Source organism: Halobacillus kuroshimensis DSM 18393 (assembly GCF_000425705.1).
GTDB lineage: Bacteria > Bacillota > Bacilli > Bacillales > Halobacillaceae > Halobacillus > Halobacillus kuroshimensis.
The window spans coordinates 64,239-80,913 of the sequence record NZ_AUDY01000013.1 but is presented as its reverse complement, the minus strand read 5'-3'; the positions used below and the strand labels follow the sequence as shown (position 1 = coordinate 80,913).

The window sequence follows — 16,675 nt, the reverse complement described above, 5'->3', positions numbered from 1 at the left end:
TTTCGCTGCTGGCGGTAAGAAAGAAAAAAGCTTGTACTCTACAAGATGAAACCGCTCCTGGGATCAGGAGCGGTTTTTTATCTGTTTCAGTAAATCGATATGAGCATCGGTAAATAACGTTGACGATGGGGCGGGCGGTGCATAACAATGAATCATTTCTTCAGTAAAAGGATGAACGAACGTCAGTCTGGCCGCATGAAGAGCCTGTTTATAATGGATATTTCCTTTTCCCCCGTACAGCGTATCCCCGATCAATGGATATCCGATCGAGCTCAAGTGCACACGGATTTGATGGGTGCGCCCCGTTTCTAGCTGCAGCATGATAAGAGAGCTGTCATGGACGGCATCATAGCTTAACAAGGTGTAATGCGTCTCTGCATACCGGCCGTCCTCAGAGACCATTCGTTTTACGGTATGTTCCGGATCTTTGCCGATCGGTTTAATGATCGTCCCCTGCTCCGGAAGAAGTCTGCCGTGAACCCAGGCCAGGTAGGAGCGTTTGATCTTCCTTTCCTGGATTTCTTTTCCGAGCATCGCTGTAGCCAGTGCATGCTTGGCAAATAATATGGCTCCGGATGTATCCCGGTCGAGCCGGTGGACATACTTCGGAGTAGAGGGTATACCTTGCCTTTGGAAATATCCGGCGGCTCCGTTGACAAGGGTATCGTGTTCATCCGGCCGGTTCGGGTGCGTGAACACACCGGCCGGTTTATTGATGACAAGCAGATGATCATCCTCAAAAACGGGGTCGATGGACATGAACGACGGAGTTACCTCTAAGGGCTCCGGTCCGAAAAGCCGGAGGCGGAGGTGATCCCCGGAGTGGACGTTCGTTGTTTTGTAATGAGGAAAGGTGTTGTTCAGCATCACCTCATTCTGGGTACGGAAGCGATGCATCAGTTTCCTCGGCACATGCCATTGTTTTGTCAGGATTTTTTCGATTGTTAAACCGTCCCATTTACAGGGGATGATGACGTTGAGCCATTCCCCGTCCCGGCTTGTTCTCATGATGGACACCTAATTTCTGGCTGCTGTGTATCCGGTTCTTTTTCGAAGGAACCTGGACCAATTGATTTTATTTTACTTGTTTCCATATCTGTGGTGCAATGGGGAATAGAAGTGATTCTGCCGGGAAGGTGCAAAACCAGACAGCTGTCTATCGTTAACTCTAAGTAAATCTGGTATCGATCCTAAAGCAGTTGTGTTATAATAGAACGGTTGAATAATATTTGCGATACGAAAGAGGTGTGTGCTTCATGCAACACAGAGATGATATTCGTAATATAGCCATCATCGCACACGTTGACCACGGTAAAACAACGCTGGTTGACCAGATGCTTCACTATTCCGGAACTTTCCGCGATAACGAGCATGTCGATGAGCGCGCTATGGACTCTAACGATTTGGAAAAAGAACGCGGCATTACGATTCTTGCTAAGAACACCGCGATCAATTATAACGATGCCCGTATTAATATTTTAGATACACCAGGTCACGCCGACTTTGGTGGAGAAGTAGAACGTATCCTTAAAATGGTAGACGGCGTTCTTCTCGTTGTCGATGCGTACGAAGGCTGTATGCCGCAAACTCGATTTGTTTTGAAAAAAGCGCTGGAACAGAAACTGACACCAGTCGTTGTTCTTAACAAAATCGACCGTCCGAACGCCCGCCCTGACGAAGTCGTCGATGAAGTACTGGATCTGTTCATCGAGCTTGGAGCTGATGACGAACAGCTTGAATTCCCAGTCGTTTATGCGTCTGCTCTTAACGGTACATCCGGCGATGAGCCTGAAGACCAGCAGGAAACGATGGATCCGATCTTTAAGCTGATCATGAACAACATCCCTGCTCCGCACGATACGAAAGATGATCCGCTTCAATTCCAGGTGACTCTGCTTGACTATAACGACTACCTCGGCCGTATTGGTGTCGGACGTGTCTTCAATGGTCAAATTAAAGTCGGTCAGCAGGTTTCCTTGATGAAGAAGGACGGTTCAGTGAAGAACTTCCGTATTTCCAAACTATTCGGTTTCATAGGCTTGAAGCGTGTCGAAATCGAAGAAGCCAAAGCGGGTGACATCATCGCCCTTTCCGGCCTTGAAGATATTAACGTCGGAGAAACGGTCTGTCTGCCGGAACATCAGGATGCGATGGAAATCCCTCGTATCGATGAACCGACTCTGCAGATGACATTCCTTGTCAATAACAGTCCTTTTGCCGGTCGTGAAGGTAAATATGTAACATCCCGTCAAATTGAAGAGCGTTTGATGACACAGCTGGAAACAGATGTCAGCCTGCGTGTCGACCCTACAGATTCCCCAGATGCCTTTACAGTATCTGGACGTGGTGAACTTCACCTTTCCATCCTGGTGGAAAATATGCGTCGGGAAGGCTATGAGCTTCAGCTTTCCAAGCCTAAGGTAATTCTGAAGGAAATCGACGGTCAGACTTGTGAGCCTGTCGAGCGCGTTCAAATCGATACACCGGAAGAGTACCAGGGTGCCGTTATGGAATCCATTGGTTACCGTAAAGGTGAAATGCAGGACATGGTCAATGATGGTAATGGACAAGTACGTCTTGAGTTCCTTGTACCATCTCGTGGTCTTATTGGTTATGCGACAGAATTCATGACGCAGACACGCGGATATGGAATTTTGAACCATACTTTTGATGGCTATGCGCCCCTTGTAAAAGGCCAGGTCGGCGGACGTCGTGAAGGTGTCCTTGTGTCTCTTGATAAAGGGAAAGCTTCCACGTACGGCATCATGAACCTTGAGGACCGCGGTACCATCTTCGTGGAACCGGGTACAGAAGTGTACGAAGGTATGATTGTCGGAGAGCACAACCGTGAGAACGACTTGACGGTCAACATCACGAAAGAAAAACACTTGACCAACATTCGTTCTGCGAACAAAGACACGACGAATACAATCAAGAAAACCCGTCAAATGACGCTCGAAGAAGCGATTGAGTATCTTGATGATGACGAATACTGTGAGGTTACTCCAGAGAACGTTCGTCTTCGTAAGAAATTCTTGAACAAGAACGAGCGCGAAAAAATGGCGAAGAAGAAAAAGCTTCAAAATACGGACGTATAATAATGAAAGGACCACCGGGCTGCCCGGTGGTCCTTTTTTTATTCGATCACTTCTATGGTCTGCTGTTTTTTACCTTGGAGGTCTTTCTCTTCCTGTTCATAAACGACGGTAACTGTATAGTTCCCTGCTTCCTCGAACGTGTAGGACCCTTGGTATTCCCCCGGCTGTTTTTCTTCAGCCGTGACTTCGGTTTCATCACCACCTGCTTCAGGTGTAATGAGGTATTTCACCTTACCTTCTGTGAACGGTTCCTCCATATGATTGATATGGGCCGTAAGCATGGATTCATTTCCGGCAGCGAATGTTTCTTCTGTCATCAAATGAACCATAAACTTGCTGGATTCCATATCCATGGCCTGTCCCTCTTGTCCATGTCCGACTTGTACTTCTTTTTGGGGCATCGTATGCAGATCATCGACTTGCGTATGAGCAATCACCTGGTAGGAGCCATCCTGTTCAAACGTATAGGACAGCTCGTAAATGCCGTCTTCTGTATGTTCGGCTTCTTTCGTTACCGAGTTATCCTGTCCTTCCTCTGTATTCCAGATTTCAAACTTAACATAAGAAGCATCAGTGACAGGTTCCTCTCCCTGCGTCACTTCTGCGCGGATGTCGACGGGTTCATTGACTGGATAGGGCTGCTGTTCGAGCAGCACTTCAACTTCAGGTATGGGAGGGGCCTGGTCTTCACTTCCGCTGTTTTCGGAATCAGCACAGGCAGTTATAAAAATCGTAAGTATAAGGGCTGTCACTAAAATGGCTGCGTTCTTCAAAAAATCATCTCCTTTATGTTGACCCTTTTTATAGAATATCATTTCCATCATGGTCATGGAGTCCTGAATTTAGACAGACCGGTGAAAATTTGCCAGGGCAAGAATGATTTGGATCGTTGGAACTACAAAAAAAGTCCTGCTCAATGGAGCAGGACTGTTGTGTTTTAGGTGACCTGATCGCTGGACCAGTCATACGTATAAAATTTCTCTTCGGTCACCCATTTAAGAGCTTCCGGATCGTTGACCTTGATGCCTTCTTCAAGCATTTCCAGCATAGCAGCTGTCTGGGAGATATGGGCGCGCATGGCATTCATTTTCTGTTCCTGGACACCGCGGATGTCGTTAATCACGTCCGGACTCCCCAGGTTTTCCTCAGTATCATTGGCAAAGGCAACAGCATGGAACTTCGGGCGTTTGTCTTCATCGATGTCACGCAGCGCCCGGACGACGGCGCGCGCTGTCGCTTCATGGTCGGGATGGACGGCATAGCCTGGATAAAAACTGATGACAAGGGATGGGTTCAACTCGTCGATGAGCTGGCTTACCATGTTTTTCATTTCTGTATCGTCTTCGAATTCCAGAGTTTTATCCCGGAGCCCCATCATACGGAGATCTTCGATGCCCATAGCTTCGGCAGCTTTGACAAGCTCTCTGCGCCGGATGTCAGGCAGCGATTCCCTCGTGGCGAACGTGGGGCGGCCGAGGTTTCTTCCCATTTCCCCAAGTGTCAGGCAGGCGTAGGTTAACGGCGTGCCCTGATTTATATAAGTGGAGATCGTTCCGGACACACCGAATGCTTCATCATCCGGGTGGGGGAAGATCACGAGTACGTGTTGTTCATTTTGTATCATATCTTTCACTCCTTGAAGAGGATCACTAGTCTCCATTATTGCCTACTTTTTTAAAAATGAAAAGCCATTTGTTTATAGGGCAGGTTTATAAAAAGGAAGTAAAAGGAAGAAGAGGATTAGACGAAATTTGGAAGGGAGTTTTTATGATGGAAGAACGTATTGACTATTTAGTCCGGTGGCTGCAGGATAAAGTCGAGGAAGCCGGGGCGGATGGAGCCCTTGTCGGGATCAGCGGCGGCATTGATTCAGCTGTCGTTTCCTATCTTGTCAAAAAAGCCTTCCCTGATCAGTCGCTTGGTGTCCTGCTGCCTATTAACAAAAAGATGGAGGAACAGACGGATGCGCTTGCCGTTGTAGAAGGCGCGGATCTTGATTACATCGGCATCAATCTAACGGACGCTTATGAAACGACGTATAAGGCAGTGAAAGGACAGATTGAGGAAAAAGGGGACTGGAAGGATGATAAATCGCAGCTGGGTGGAGCAAACCTGAAGGCGCGCCTCCGCATGAGTACACTTTATGCTGTTGGAAACAACTACAATTATCTTGTTGTTGGAACGGATAATGCCGCAGAGGATTATACGGGCTACTTTACCAAGTATGGGGATGGAGGCGTTGATCTCGTACCGTTAATTAACCTGAGAAAAGAAGAAGTCCGGGAAATGGCGGGAGCGCTGGATGTCCCTTCCTCCATCATTGAGAAAAAACCTAGTGCAGAATTATGGGAAGGGCAGACGGACGAAGATGAGCTTGGCATGTCCTACGATACGATTGACGCCTACCTGCGCGGAGAGAAAATCAATCCCGAAGATGAGAAAAAACTGAAAGACAGACATGAACAGACGGCCCATAAGCGGCAGATTCCTGCAGGGCCGGAAGAATACCGGGGAGATTAAACATGAAATCGTCAACCGCCCTTCTTATTATTGATATGATGAATACGCTGGATTTTGACGGAGGAAAGGATCTGTTGGAGTATGCTCTTCCTGCGGCCGAAGATCTGCAGGGCTTTAAACAAGAAATGAAGGAGCAGGGGATTCCTGTCATCTATGTGAATGACAACTTCGGACTATGGCAGGACAACGCCTCCGACATCATTGATACATGCCGGAAGTCCCGGGGAGAGCCGCTGGTGGAGCTCACTCAACCGGAGGAGGATGATTTCTTCATCATAAAGCCGAAGCATTCTGGTTTTTTCGGGACGCAGTTGGAAATTCTTTTGAATCAGCTTGATGTGAGCCGGTTGATTTTATCAGGAGTCGCCGGAGACATTTGTGTTCTGTTTACAGCGAACGATGCGTATATGAGGGATTATGAGCTGTGGGTTCCTTCGAATCTCTCAGCCTCGGAATCGCGTGATGGTAACGAAAATGCGATGAAAATCATCCGTAGATCGCTGGGAGCAGAAACCGCCCCGACATCCGAGCGTAAACTGGAGGATGTTTTTTTCGTTGACAAATGACCGTGAATCTCCTATATTGAAGGAGATGAATCGTCTGTTCCACGCAGAACGATCCTTATAAAAGAGGAGAATGATGTATGAGTGTGGTTGTTCTTAACTAATCCATGAACTGGATACGTTTCTAATCAGGTGTAAAAAGTATGCACGGTTGCATGCTTATTTAAGTGCCGCCTTTTTAGGAACAGTTAAGAACAAGCATAAGCATAGCCTGGACAGATACGTCTTTGAAGCTGTGGCTGCTTTTCAGTCACAGCTTTTTTGTATCCCGTGGAACAGACGACGTTCACACAAAAGTCCGCGATGAGCTTATTCAGCTTGCCGCAGGCTTTTTTATATGGATAAATATAGGAGGATTCACATTGAACGAACAAACTTTTCAAGTATTGGAATATCATGAAATTTTGAACCGTACAGCTGAGCATGCCCATACAGAACTGGGAAAACAGACCATTATTGAGTCAAGACCGATTCAAGATCAAAGACGATTGGAACGGATGCATGAGGAAGTAGAGGAAGCCAAAGCCATCCTTGCCACCCAGAGCCGTGTTCCGCTCCATACGCTCACTGACATTCAGGGGATGCTTGAGCAGGGGAAGAAAGGCCTCTACCTTCAACCGAGACAGTTGATGGTTCTTCTTTCTTTCCTGGATCATTGTACGAAACTGAAGCGGTTTATGAAGGGGCAGCAGCTGATCGCTCCGAGGATTGCTTTTTATGCGGAATCCATGACAGAGCTGACCAGTCTTGAAGAAGATATTGCTTCAGCGATACGCCATGCGCGGGTCGACGATCATGCTTCAAAGGAGCTCGCAAAGATCAGGAGGAAAAGAGAGAAGAAAACAGAGGAAATCAAGGAACGAATGAACAGCTTGGCTAAAAAGTATGCGTCCATCATGCAGGAGGCACGTCCCATGGATAAAGGCGGCCGGTGGACACTGCCGGTGAAAAGGGAGCAGCGCTCAAAAATGAAGGGAACCGTGCTCGATCAATCGGCGTCTGGAGCCACTCTTTTTGTTGAACCGGAAGAAGTGACCCGTCTTCAGGAAGAACGGCAGCTATTGACGTTCAGTGAGGAGCAGGAAGTCGAACAAATTTTATATACGTTGACTGGAGCGGTGCTGGAGCATGAGCAGGATCTCTCCATAGCTGTCGAGACGATGCATCAGTATGATGTTTTATTCGCCAAGGCCAAATACAGCCGTCTGACGGGTGCTCATACACCGGTATTTACTGATCACGAGTTAAAAATCAATCAGGGCAGACATCCGATGCTTGGGGAGAAGGCGGTGCCCTTGACCCTTCACATGAATGAAGGAGAACAGGCGCTTCTTATTACGGGACCCAATACCGGCGGGAAGACGGTTACATTGAAAACCGTCGGCTTGTTCTGCCTGATGGCCCAGACAGGACTTCACATTCCCGCAGAGCCGGGAAGTCTTCTTCCGTTATACCAGTCGATTTATGTGGACATTGGGGATGGTCAGAGCATTGAAGAGAATTTGAGTACGTTCAGCTCACGTTTGACGAATTTGATTGACATTTTACAAAAAGCGAACGACCATTCGTTGTTGTTATTAGACGAAATAGGATCCGGTACAGAACCTGGAGAGGGAATGGGGCTTGCAACAGCCATCCTGGATCAGCTGGCTGCCAAAGGATCGGATATTCTGGCTACGACTCATTATAGTGAAATGAAGGCTTATGCGAAGGAAAAGGCTGGGTTCATCAACGGTGCGATGGCTTTTGATCTGGAAACGTTGAAGCCGACGTATCAGCTGCAGACGGGTACAGCTGGAGAGAGCCAGGCGTTCGACATCGCTTATAAGCTCGGACTGCATCCAGATATTCTTAACCACGCTCATCGGATCACCTACAAGGAAGAGGCATCCTATAAGCTGGAGGAAGAACAGCGCAAACATTCCTCTTATGCCAGTCAGGTGACCGTCAACCGGTATAAGAAGAACCGGAAGCGTAACGACAGCAAGCAGCCGCCTTCTTTCAAGATGGGTGATAATGTGCAGGTCCCTGATTCAGATGCAGCCGGTATCGTCTACACAGGCCCGGATGCAAGAGGCAATTATGTAGTTCAAGTGAAGGGGGAGAAAAAGACGTACAATCATAAACGGTTGAAGCTCCATATCCCGGCTGAAGAGCTTTACCCGGAAGACTACGATTTTGATATCATCTTCAAGTCGAAGGAGTACAGGAAAATCGACAAGATGATGAACCGCAAGTATGTGGAGGGACTCACCCTGGAGGACGAAGAGTAAAGACAGCAGAATTCTGTCTGGAATTTTTATTCCGTGGTATGCTTAAAGAAATTCAACACAACAAGGGAGGCCTCTGTGTGAAGAGAAAAAGGATATGGACGGCCGGCATCATCGTTCTGCTTATAGGCGCAGCATTTGCTGTCCCTGAGATTTACTCCTATGTAACAGAGCGGAATTATGAGAGTGAGGAAGTGGCTGCATCAGAAATTCCGGAAGGGTACGAAACAGCTGTGCTGGCTGGAGGATGTTTCTGGTGTATGGAGCCACCGTTTGAAAAATTGAAGGGCGTCCACAGTGTCGTCTCCGGATATACAGGAGGAGACGTGGAAAATCCGACTTATGAAGAAGTGTCTGCCGGGGGGACCGGCCACATTGAAGCGGTGCAAGTTTATTTCGACCCTGATGTGATTTCCTATGCGCAGATCCTTGATGTTTTCTGGAGGCAGATCAACCCGACGGATGATGAAGGTCAGTTTGTAGACCGTGGCTATCAATATACGACAGCGGTGTTTTATCTTAATGATGAGCAGAGACAGGCGGCAGAACAGTCACGCAGAGAACTCGAACAGTCCGGCCGCTTCGATCAGGATATCGTAACACCGATTGTTGAAGCAGAGACGTTTTACCGGGCGGAGGAATATCATCAGGATTATTACAAGAAAAACAAGCTCCGCTATGACTACTACCGAGGGAATTCCGGGCGCGACCAGTACCTTGAAGAAACGTGGGGAGAAGATCTGAACGTGGATCTTCCAACAAAATAAAAATAAAAGCCTTTCCGCTTCAAAGCGGAAAGGCTTTTTAATATTGCTTCGTTTCCTGAGGAATCTCACGATTGGCATCTACTTCAGGATCTATATTGGTGTATCCTACATAACTGAAACCAAGCACAATGATTACTAATACCGCCATTAACACTCTACGCATCTTCCTATTCCTCCATCACTGCAGAAATCTCGACGTACTGCAGTATCCTGCTCCTTTTATTGTAAGCATTCTTTGATAAGAACACAAGGTTCTGATGGATATTATGAAACCAATTTCAAACCGATGATACCAGTAAGAATACAGGCAATAAACAACATCCGTTTCGGTGTTGCTTTCTCATTAAAAAAGAGGATGCCCAGCAGGACGGTTCCTGCCGATCCGATTCCTGTCCAGATCGCATAAGCCGTTCCAATCGGCAGGTGATTCAAGGACAAGGAGAGGAAGTAGAGACTGCCGCTCATCGCAATGGCGGCACCCAGTGTCGGCAGCTTCTTTTTAAAGCCATCTGACAATTTTAAAAAGAACATGGAAGTCATTTCCCCTGTTCCGGCGAGAAGTAAGAAAATCCAAGCCATGTTATCCCTCCTGTGCCTGACTTGATGAAGCGGAATCTGTCATTTTCAATCCGATAATACCCGTAATCAACAGAACGATAAAGAATATCTTCCCGATCCCACCGGCATCGCCGAGAAAAATCATACCGACCAGCGCTGTTCCCACAGCCCCCACCCCGGTGAAAATGGCGTAGCCTGTGCCTACATCCAGACTTTTTAATGCCATCGTAAACAAAGCGAAGCTGATGATGATACAGACGACGGTGATGGTGGAGTATAGAGGCTCGGTAAAGCCCTCGGACAGTTTCAAGCCGACCGCCCAGGCAATCTCAAACAAGGCGCCGACAAACAAATAGACCCATGGCATTTTACGACCCCTCCTGATGTTGTGTCTGGATGCCGAGCCAGAAAATTTCCCAGCTGCTGAGCTGGCGCTGCTCGAATACATCCTGATCATAGTAGTTTTCTTCCAAGAACAGACCGTCAATTAACGTATAAAAAGCAGAAGTCAGCGTATCTGTAGAAAGAGGGCGGATTTTCTTCTCCGCTATTCCTTTTTCCATGATCGGCTGAATAACAGCGGTCATTTGATCTTCCACCATAAGGAATACCTCTTTGATTTCAGCCGTAAACTTTTCAGGTGGGAAGAAGGTGACACGCTTAAAAAAAAGCCCTTCTGTGGAATGGGCCATACGTTCTAAATAAAACCGGTAAAACTGGTGAAGCTGCTCTTTCACCGTTATTCCCTTCAGTTGTGGAGCTTGCTGCATGATGCGTTCCTTTTCCAAGTCTCCGACGTGATAAAGCACATCGAGGAAAATGGCATCTTTATTGTCAAAGTGATTATAAAGAGACGGTTTCTTAATCCCGACAGCATCGGCGATCATCGTCAACGACGTATTCTCATAGCCATGTCTGGCAAAAAGGCGTAAGCTTTCCTGCCTGATTGTTTCTTTTGTCATCCAATCATCCTTTTCATATACAAACTAACGGTCGTTAGTATTAAGTTTACCACGTTTGGATTCTTCAGTCCAGTTCACCGTGATTTCGACATGTTTAGTCACAGGGTGCAGAGGGAATAATAATTCAAAAGAGACAGAAGACAGTAAAGGAATGTCTCTATAGAGAATTCCAAGTAGAAAGGGTTTGAGTGGGTGAATCAGTACAGACTCGATCGATACGAAGGTTCATACGCAATCCTTGTAGAGGATTCAGAGTTTCAGAATGAATTGTACGTGTTGAAAGAACGACTGATCGGTTTTGTGAAACCGGGAGACTGCCTGGAAATCGAATTTGATACTATAGGAAACTTAAAGCATGTTGCTATCATATCTACGCCTGACAAAATGGAAAAAGCATAAAAAGAGTGCGTCATCATTGTTCAAACAGAACCTGATGGCGCACTTTTTTGTTTTAAAACCGTCCATCCCAGCCAATTATACGGAGGAGGCTTATGTATGATTTTACAGGCGGCCATGGATCTTCTGGATGAAGGGGTATTGATTTCTGATGACCAGTATATCATTACCTATGTCAATCCGGCATTTATTGAATTGTTTGGTCTTCAGGGAAATCAAGTAACGGGGGAGTCCCTTCACACACTCTTTCCGGATATCGATCCGGAGAGGCGGGTAGTGACAAATTCAACGAAAGAACAAAGGCCGTTGATTATAGATGATTATCCGATGCAGTGGCAGGGGGAAGAGTATGTATTCAAGGTTCATACCAGACCATTTACATATGAAGGGAAGGGCTACAATCTAACGAGGATTTTTGACAGAACCCAATCCTATTACAGGGAAAAACAGCTGATCCACATCATTGAGGAAATGACGGCGAACGTCGTAAAAGTGGCTGATGGCTTTGCCCTGCTTCCCCTGCAGCCGATCCTCAGGGAAGAGCAGAAGGGGGTCCTCCTGACACGTGTGCCGGAGCTTTGTCAAAACCAGCGGATCGACCGTCTGGCTGTTCAATTTTCTGGTATCGTGTCAGTTGAAGATGAATGGGTGCACCTGCTTAGAGATTTGATCGTCAGCCTCCAGCTGCTTGGCATTGAAGTGGTTCTTGCCGGAATGCGTCCGCAGGTGGTGATGCAGTTCACACAGAACCGTATCAGTCTGTCCGGTGTGCGGACGTTCAAAAACCTTCCTCAAGCTGCAGACTACTTTTTGAATAAGCGGAAGTAAGGAAGTGGGGTTCTTAGGGTTCTTGAAAGTATTTGTACGCTAGCAGCACTAATCCAGTTTGATGTGGACAATACGTCCCACAGATAGGAGAATACCTGCTGCGGTGAGAGCAGTCATTCCCATCCTGGCGGAAAGAAAAAAGCTTGTAGAGAAACAGGAGTTTCTCTACAAGCTGAGGCGCATAAGACTGGCGCCTCTTTTTCATCTCCGTACTTCTTTTTTCAGTTCGTGATCCTTAATTTCCGCCTGTGGCAGCATAATGGATGAGAAATCAAAAGGTTCCAGGTGCTGACTGTTACGGATGCGGTTCGGCGCATCCGGATTCTGGAGCGCTGCTGTACCGAGACTGATAAAATCAGCCTCATCGCTGCTCAACAGCTGCGTGGCTTTGTCTGTTTCATGAAGGCCGCCGTTGGCAATGACAGGAAGACCACTGAACGTCTTGGCAGCAGCAGCCATGGAAAGGGACCCCTCTCCGAAGCTGGAGGCTGTTCCATCTTTATCTGTTACATGGATAAAATCGATCGGAGAATCACCGAGCTCACCGAAGATGGTTTTGGCATCTGTTTCACCAAGAGCCCAGCGGTGTTCGCCATCGGAAGCTTTCCCCTGAGAAATCCGAATGCCGAGAAGATAATCGTGGCCGACTTCCCGTCTGACTTCCTTGATGACTTCAAGAATATACCGCATCCGGTTGGTGGTTGTTCCTCCGTACTGATCTTCTCTCTGGTTGAAATAATCGGTGATGAACTGATCCAGCAGGTAACCATTGGCTCCGTGGAGCTCCACGCCGTCAAACCCTGCTTCCTTGGCCAGTCGTGCAGACCGTGCGAAGGACTGCTTGATTTCTTCCAGTTCCTCATGAGTGGCTGCTTTTGGGGTAGGGAACGGACCTTTCCCACCGTAAAAAGGCAGCTGGTCATTTTTTGGGGCCACAGCTGAAGGGGCGATGGTTTGGTTCGTGTAGGCGTTTCCCTGTGACTGGGCACCTGCGTGCATGATTTGAGCAATGAACAGGGAACCGTGCTGATGAACGCCCCGGACGATTGGCTTCCAGGCGTCCCGGTGCTGCTCGTCGGCAAGCCCCGGCTGGTTTGAGTATCCCTGGGAGTAGGTACGGTCCGGGTAGATGCCTTCGCTGATGACAGCTCCGAATCCGCCTTTGGCATAGCGCTCATAATACTGCTTCATCCGCTCATTGGCTGTCCCGTTATTGGCCGCGCTGACTCTTGTCATCGGTGCGACCACATAGCGGTTTTTAAAGCGGTTGTCCTGAACGATCTTTTCTTCAAATAAAGGGGTGATATCGCTGGTCATAATTTCCTCTCCTTCCACAGGTCCATATCCGTTCCACTGAGGCTTCAAACCGATTCAGTGTGCTATAATACAAACAAATGTTCTTGGAAGGTGAATCACTATGGAAAAACTGATGGAAGGATTGAACGAAGCTCAGCAGGAGGCTGTCGTTTCTACGGAAGGATACATACGCGTCGTGGCCGGTGCCGGTTCGGGGAAAACCAGAGCGCTTACGCACCGTTATGCGTTTATCGTCAATGAACTGGGCGTGGATCCGGCCCATGTATTATCTGTAACCTTTACGAATAAGGCAGCTCATGAAATGAGGAGAAGGGTGAAGCGGCTGATCGGGGGCGAACAGGATACAGGGTTTATTACGACTTATCACGGCTTCTGCGTCCGCGTGCTCCGAGAGGATATCCATCGTCTCTTCTATCCGAAAAATTTCTCCATTTTAGACGTCGAAGACCAGAAAACACTGCTGCGGGAGATTTTTGAAGATATGGAGCTGAAAATGAATGAGAAAACCTTCAAGCGCCTTCTGGACAAGATCGGAATATTGAAGGGAAATACTCATTATGTCCAACAGATGATTATGCGTGGCGGCATGCCTGCGGCTGATGAAGCCGGCGACCTGGACGGACAGATCATCCAACAGTATTTGAAAAAACAAAAGCGGGTGTACGGCCTGGATTTCGATGACCTGCTGAATTTCGTCTTTGTCCTTTTTGAACAATATCCGGACGTACTGTCCAAATGGCAGGACCGTCTGTATTACATTCAGGTCGATGAATTCCAGGACAGCAGTCTGAAGCAGTTTGAACTTGTCCGAATGCTGGCACAGGAGCATGAGAACCTGTTCGTTGTAGGGGACCCCGATCAGACGATCTACGAATGGCGCGGGGCGGATCCGAAATATATGGTCGAGTTCGAAGAATTTTTCCCGGGAGCGCAGACGGTTTTTCTTAAGGAAAATTACCGTTCCACCCCTGAAATCCTCTCCCTCGGCAATGCGTTGATTAAGAATAACTACTTCCGTGTGGATAAGGATATGCTTCCTGTTCACCCGCCTGGAGTCAAAGCGGTTCATTACCACGGGAAAAATGATAGAGAAGAAGCGAAGTGGATTGTTCAGCAGATTCAAAGTCTTGTCGAGGAAAAGCAGGCGCGTCTCAGTGATGTAGCTGTCCTGTACAGAGCCGGTTATTTATCCCGTAACGTAGAACAGGAGCTTATGGCTGAAAATCTGGAATATACCATTTTCGGCGGCTTTAAGTTTTTTGACCGGATGGAGATCAAGGACGCTCTCGCTCATCTGAAAATGATCGCTGCAGGAGATGACTTGTCGTTTTCAAGAATTATCAATGTGCCGAAAAGGCAGATCGGTAAAAAACGGATGGCCTTTATCCGGCAGAAAGCAGAGGCAGAAGGGCTTTCTTATTATGAGACCTTGAAAAAATACGAGGATCATGAGCAGCTTCAGCGGACAGGTGCCAAAGCATTCATTGCCGCAATGGAGGAACTCAAGGAGAGGAAGAAAGAATTGAACGTGTCTGAACTGCTGCAGGAAGCGATGCAGAAGACGGGTTATGAAGCCTACCGCCGCGAAGACGGGGACCAGGAACGTCTGGATAATCTGGCCGAACTGCTTCACTCCATCGTCCAGTATGAACAGACGCTTGGAGAAGATATTGATTTGGATGAGTACCTGCAGATGATTTCTTTGTACACCGATCACGACAGAGAAGAGCGTATGGATACGATCAAACTAATGACGATCCATACTGCCAAAGGTCTGGAATTCCCTTATGTTTTTGTGATCGGCATGACAGAAGGAGTCATGCCGAGTGTGCGGACCATCCGTCAGCGGAAGGAGCGTGGGCTTGAAGAAGAGCGGAGACTTGCCTATGTCGCTGTCACCCGTGCTGAAAAGGCATTGTATATGACGGAGTCGGAGGGCTTTCAAAATGGAGGACAGAAGAAATATCCGTCCCGCTTTATCTTTGAGGTGGAAGAAGATTTATATGAACGTGTCGGGGACCTGGATCCAGCCCTTATAGAAGAGGCGGAGGATTATATCCGTGCCTCTCACCATTTAAGACAAGAAGCTCCTCAAAAAGGGTTTGAAAAAGGAACACGTGTCCACCATCCCGTGTTCGGAATCGGGACCATTCAATCCATTGATGAAAAAAAGAATACGTACCTTGTTTTCTTTGATAACCTGAAGGCACCAAGGCCGATCAGCCGGATGTTTAAAAAACTGGAAAAAGTTCAATGAATACGGATGTCTGTTACCACATGAAAAAGCTGCGGGGAAGGTTTCCCGGCAGCTTTTATAAATGATTGGCGATTTCCACAGCTTTTTCCGAACGCTCTTCAGCAGGGCCGTAATATTCGACCTGATATATGATATCTTCTTCTCCTTCATACCATTCCACAAACACATGTGTATCCTTTTCCAGTACGCCTGCCAGCGCTCCGGAATCCAATGGTACCTGCAGTTCGGATTCCTGCAGGATGTTTCCAGGACTGTATAAGGTCGTAATAACGGCTTTTTGTTCGGTATCGGATGTATAGGTTACCTCTGCTTCACTTTCTCCAACAGAGGATTCCACCATGGTCACTTCAAAAGGCATATCAGAAGGCAGGCCAAGGTTTTCCTGCTGTGCTTCAGAAAGGTTCTGGACAGGGGCTGCGAAGTCCTCGGGATAAGCAGCGGTTAAATCTTCGTAGGATAAATTTTGTGAGGAACAGGCAGCCAGAAATAATAATCCTGTCAGCATCAACCAACGTTTCATAGTCATTCCACTCCTTGTGTCGATAAGAAAACAATCGCTCTTATTTTATCATACTTTTCTCTCATCATTGACGAAAAAAAGACACATAGAATGAAACGAATAGGGAATTGTATCGTATAATAGAGTAAAGAGATCAGGCTTCATCATAGACAGACTGGTAAACTTAACAGGAGAAAACTTGGAAAAGAAAGGGAGGAAACGATGGAATCCATTCAAATCCGCTCGTTTCGCGAACAAGACTTTGATAGTGTTCATCAGTTGAATCAACAAGAAGGATGGGAGGGGCTTGTGCAGCATAATGAAGAAACGCTGTGCGCCTGGATCAATTCGGAACCTGCCCTCGTGGCCGTGGATGAATCCGGAGAACTCGTCGGTTATTTGAGAGGATTGACCGACGGGACGACCACTTTGTACATCTGTGAACTCCTCGTTAAGGAATCCTGCCGCAAGCAGGGAATTGCCGAACAGCTTGTAAGCACCGCCCATGAATGCTATCCGAACGCCCGCGTGGACATGCTGGCTACAGAAAGCTCGGAAGGCTACTATTCTCATTCAGGCTACCGCTCGTTCTATGGTTTTCGTAAAGCAGCAGAAGAAATGTAAAAAAAACTGACCCCGG

18 protein-coding genes are annotated in these 16,675 nt (G+C 47.4%); 9 read left to right on the top strand and 9 right to left on the bottom strand.

Annotation, left to right across the window (positions count from 1 at the left end):
- Positions 1-63: 63 nt before the first annotated feature.
- On the bottom strand, positions 64-1,008 hold the full coding sequence (locus H615_RS21540) for an RluA family pseudouridine synthase (protein ID WP_035532510.1): 945 nt from the start codon (positions 1,006-1,008) through the stop codon (positions 64-66).
- 248 nt (positions 1,009-1,256) lie between these two features.
- Between H615_RS21540 and typA the strand changes: the two genes are divergently transcribed.
- Positions 1,257-3,098: a translational GTPase TypA gene (typA, locus tag H615_RS0116250; RefSeq protein ID WP_027956129.1), complete on the top strand. Its 1,842-nt coding sequence runs from the start codon at positions 1,257-1,259 to the stop codon at positions 3,096-3,098.
- A gap of 38 nt (positions 3,099-3,136) precedes the next feature.
- On the opposite strand, the gene H615_RS0116245 is transcribed toward typA, so the two are convergent.
- Both H615_RS0116245 and bshB2 read right to left on the bottom strand, forming a co-directional pair.
- Entirely contained in the window at positions 3,137-3,871 is a 735-nt protein-coding gene (locus tag H615_RS0116245) for a FixH family protein (RefSeq protein WP_169516217.1), read from the bottom strand.
- Between the two features lie 164 nt (positions 3,872-4,035).
- The gene (gene bshB2 / locus H615_RS0116240) at positions 4,036-4,722 is read right to left on the bottom strand and encodes a bacillithiol biosynthesis deacetylase BshB2 (RefSeq protein WP_211225375.1); all 687 of its coding nucleotides are present in this window, start codon (positions 4,720-4,722) and stop codon (positions 4,036-4,038) included.
- Positions 4,723-4,868: 146 nt separating this feature from the next.
- Between bshB2 and nadE the strand changes: the two genes are divergently transcribed.
- From nadE to msrA, 4 genes are all read left to right on the top strand, one after another.
- The gene (gene nadE, locus H615_RS0116235) at positions 4,869-5,618 is read left to right on the top strand and encodes an NAD(+) synthase (protein ID WP_027956126.1); all 750 of its coding nucleotides are present in this window, start codon (positions 4,869-4,871) and stop codon (positions 5,616-5,618) included.
- A 2-nt stretch (positions 5,619-5,620) separates the two neighbouring features.
- On the top strand, positions 5,621-6,184 hold the full coding sequence (locus tag H615_RS0116230; protein ID WP_027956125.1) for a cysteine hydrolase family protein: 564 nt from the start codon (positions 5,621-5,623) through the stop codon (positions 6,182-6,184).
- A gap of 359 nt (positions 6,185-6,543) precedes the next feature.
- Positions 6,544-8,454, top strand: coding sequence for an endonuclease MutS2 (locus H615_RS0116225; RefSeq protein ID WP_027956124.1), 1,911 nt, complete (start codon positions 6,544-6,546; stop codon positions 8,452-8,454).
- Between the two features lie 77 nt (positions 8,455-8,531).
- Positions 8,532-9,218: a peptide-methionine (S)-S-oxide reductase MsrA gene (msrA, locus tag H615_RS0116220; RefSeq protein ID WP_027956123.1), complete on the top strand. Its 687-nt coding sequence runs from the start codon at positions 8,532-8,534 to the stop codon at positions 9,216-9,218.
- 37 nt (positions 9,219-9,255) lie between these two features.
- Here the strand turns inward: msrA and H615_RS22845 are convergent, their stop codons facing one another.
- The 4 genes from H615_RS22845 to H615_RS0116200 all read right to left on the bottom strand — a co-directional run bounded on the left by H615_RS22845 (position 9,256) and on the right by H615_RS0116200 (position 10,738).
- Positions 9,256-9,381 (bottom strand): hypothetical protein, encoded by a 126-nt coding sequence (locus H615_RS22845; protein ID WP_277988108.1) that lies wholly within the window; start codon positions 9,379-9,381, stop codon positions 9,256-9,258.
- A 101-nt stretch (positions 9,382-9,482) separates the two neighbouring features.
- Complete coding sequence (locus H615_RS0116210; protein WP_027956122.1) at positions 9,483-9,797, bottom strand: DMT family transporter; 315 nt, start codon at positions 9,795-9,797, stop codon at positions 9,483-9,485.
- 1 nt (position 9,798) lies between these two features.
- Positions 9,799-10,143 carry a DMT family transporter gene (locus H615_RS0116205; RefSeq protein WP_027956121.1) on the bottom strand — a complete coding sequence of 115 codons (345 nt, stop codon included), beginning with the start codon at positions 10,141-10,143 and terminating at the stop codon, positions 9,799-9,801.
- A gap of 1 nt (position 10,144) precedes the next feature.
- Positions 10,145-10,738 (bottom strand): TetR/AcrR family transcriptional regulator, encoded by a 594-nt coding sequence (locus tag H615_RS0116200; protein WP_027956120.1) that lies wholly within the window; start codon positions 10,736-10,738, stop codon positions 10,145-10,147.
- A 192-nt stretch (positions 10,739-10,930) separates the two neighbouring features.
- Here H615_RS0116200 and H615_RS0116195 point away from each other — a divergent pair, with 192 nt between their 5' ends.
- The gene (locus H615_RS0116195; RefSeq protein WP_027956119.1) at positions 10,931-11,137 is read left to right on the top strand and encodes a hypothetical protein; all 207 of its coding nucleotides are present in this window, start codon (positions 10,931-10,933) and stop codon (positions 11,135-11,137) included.
- Between the two features lie 96 nt (positions 11,138-11,233).
- Positions 11,234-11,962: a PAS domain-containing protein gene (locus H615_RS0116185; protein WP_027956118.1), complete on the top strand. Its 729-nt coding sequence runs from the start codon at positions 11,234-11,236 to the stop codon at positions 11,960-11,962.
- A gap of 201 nt (positions 11,963-12,163) precedes the next feature.
- Here H615_RS0116185 and H615_RS0116180 read toward each other — a convergent pair whose 3' ends face one another.
- Positions 12,164-13,279 carry an NADH:flavin oxidoreductase gene (locus H615_RS0116180; RefSeq protein ID WP_027956117.1) on the bottom strand — a complete coding sequence of 372 codons (1,116 nt, stop codon included), beginning with the start codon at positions 13,277-13,279 and terminating at the stop codon, positions 12,164-12,166.
- Between the two features lie 100 nt (positions 13,280-13,379).
- On the opposite strand from H615_RS0116180, the gene H615_RS0116175 reads away from it, so the two are divergent.
- Entirely contained in the window at positions 13,380-15,536 is a 2,157-nt protein-coding gene (locus H615_RS0116175) for an ATP-dependent helicase (protein ID WP_027956116.1), read from the top strand.
- Positions 15,537-15,591: 55 nt separating this feature from the next.
- Here H615_RS0116175 and H615_RS0116170 read toward each other — a convergent pair whose 3' ends face one another.
- Entirely contained in the window at positions 15,592-16,056 is a 465-nt protein-coding gene (locus H615_RS0116170) for a hypothetical protein (protein ID WP_027956115.1), read from the bottom strand.
- 201 nt (positions 16,057-16,257) lie between these two features.
- Here H615_RS0116170 and H615_RS0116165 point away from each other — a divergent pair, with 201 nt between their 5' ends.
- Positions 16,258-16,659, top strand: a complete 402-nt coding sequence (locus H615_RS0116165; protein WP_027956114.1) for a GNAT family N-acetyltransferase — start codon at positions 16,258-16,260, stop codon at positions 16,657-16,659.
- Positions 16,660-16,675 lie beyond the last annotated feature (16 nt).

What these genes read in the sequence shown, in the direction of transcription:
- H615_RS21540 (WP_035532510.1), bottom strand. Translation starts at nt 1,008, where the DNA reads ATGAGAACAAGCCGGGACGGGGAATGGCTCAACGTCATCATCCCCTGT.
- typA (WP_027956129.1), top strand. Translation starts at nt 1,257, where the DNA reads ATGCAACACAGAGATGATATTCGTAATATAGCCATCATCGCACACGTT.
- bshB2 (WP_211225375.1), bottom strand. Translation starts at nt 4,722, where the DNA reads ATGATACAAAATGAACAACACGTACTCGTGATCTTCCCCCACCCGGAT.
- nadE (WP_027956126.1), top strand. Translation starts at nt 4,869, where the DNA reads ATGGAAGAACGTATTGACTATTTAGTCCGGTGGCTGCAGGATAAAGTC.
- H615_RS0116230 (WP_027956125.1), top strand. Translation starts at nt 5,621, where the DNA reads ATGAAATCGTCAACCGCCCTTCTTATTATTGATATGATGAATACGCTG.
- H615_RS22845 (WP_277988108.1), bottom strand. Translation starts at nt 9,381, where the DNA reads ATGCGTAGAGTGTTAATGGCGGTATTAGTAATCATTGTGCTTGGTTTC.
- H615_RS0116210 (WP_027956122.1), bottom strand. Translation starts at nt 9,797, where the DNA reads ATGGCTTGGATTTTCTTACTTCTCGCCGGAACAGGGGAAATGACTTCC.
- H615_RS0116205 (WP_027956121.1), bottom strand. Translation starts at nt 10,143, where the DNA reads ATGCCATGGGTCTATTTGTTTGTCGGCGCCTTGTTTGAGATTGCCTGG.
- H615_RS0116200 (WP_027956120.1), bottom strand. Translation starts at nt 10,738, where the DNA reads ATGACAAAAGAAACAATCAGGCAGGAAAGCTTACGCCTTTTTGCCAGA.
- H615_RS0116185 (WP_027956118.1), top strand. Translation starts at nt 11,234, where the DNA reads ATGATTTTACAGGCGGCCATGGATCTTCTGGATGAAGGGGTATTGATT.
- H615_RS0116180 (WP_027956117.1), bottom strand. Translation starts at nt 13,279, where the DNA reads ATGACCAGCGATATCACCCCTTTATTTGAAGAAAAGATCGTTCAGGAC.
- H615_RS0116175 (WP_027956116.1), top strand. Translation starts at nt 13,380, where the DNA reads ATGGAAAAACTGATGGAAGGATTGAACGAAGCTCAGCAGGAGGCTGTC.
- H615_RS0116170 (WP_027956115.1), bottom strand. Translation starts at nt 16,056, where the DNA reads ATGAAACGTTGGTTGATGCTGACAGGATTATTATTTCTGGCTGCCTGT.
- H615_RS0116165 (WP_027956114.1), top strand. Translation starts at nt 16,258, where the DNA reads ATGGAATCCATTCAAATCCGCTCGTTTCGCGAACAAGACTTTGATAGT.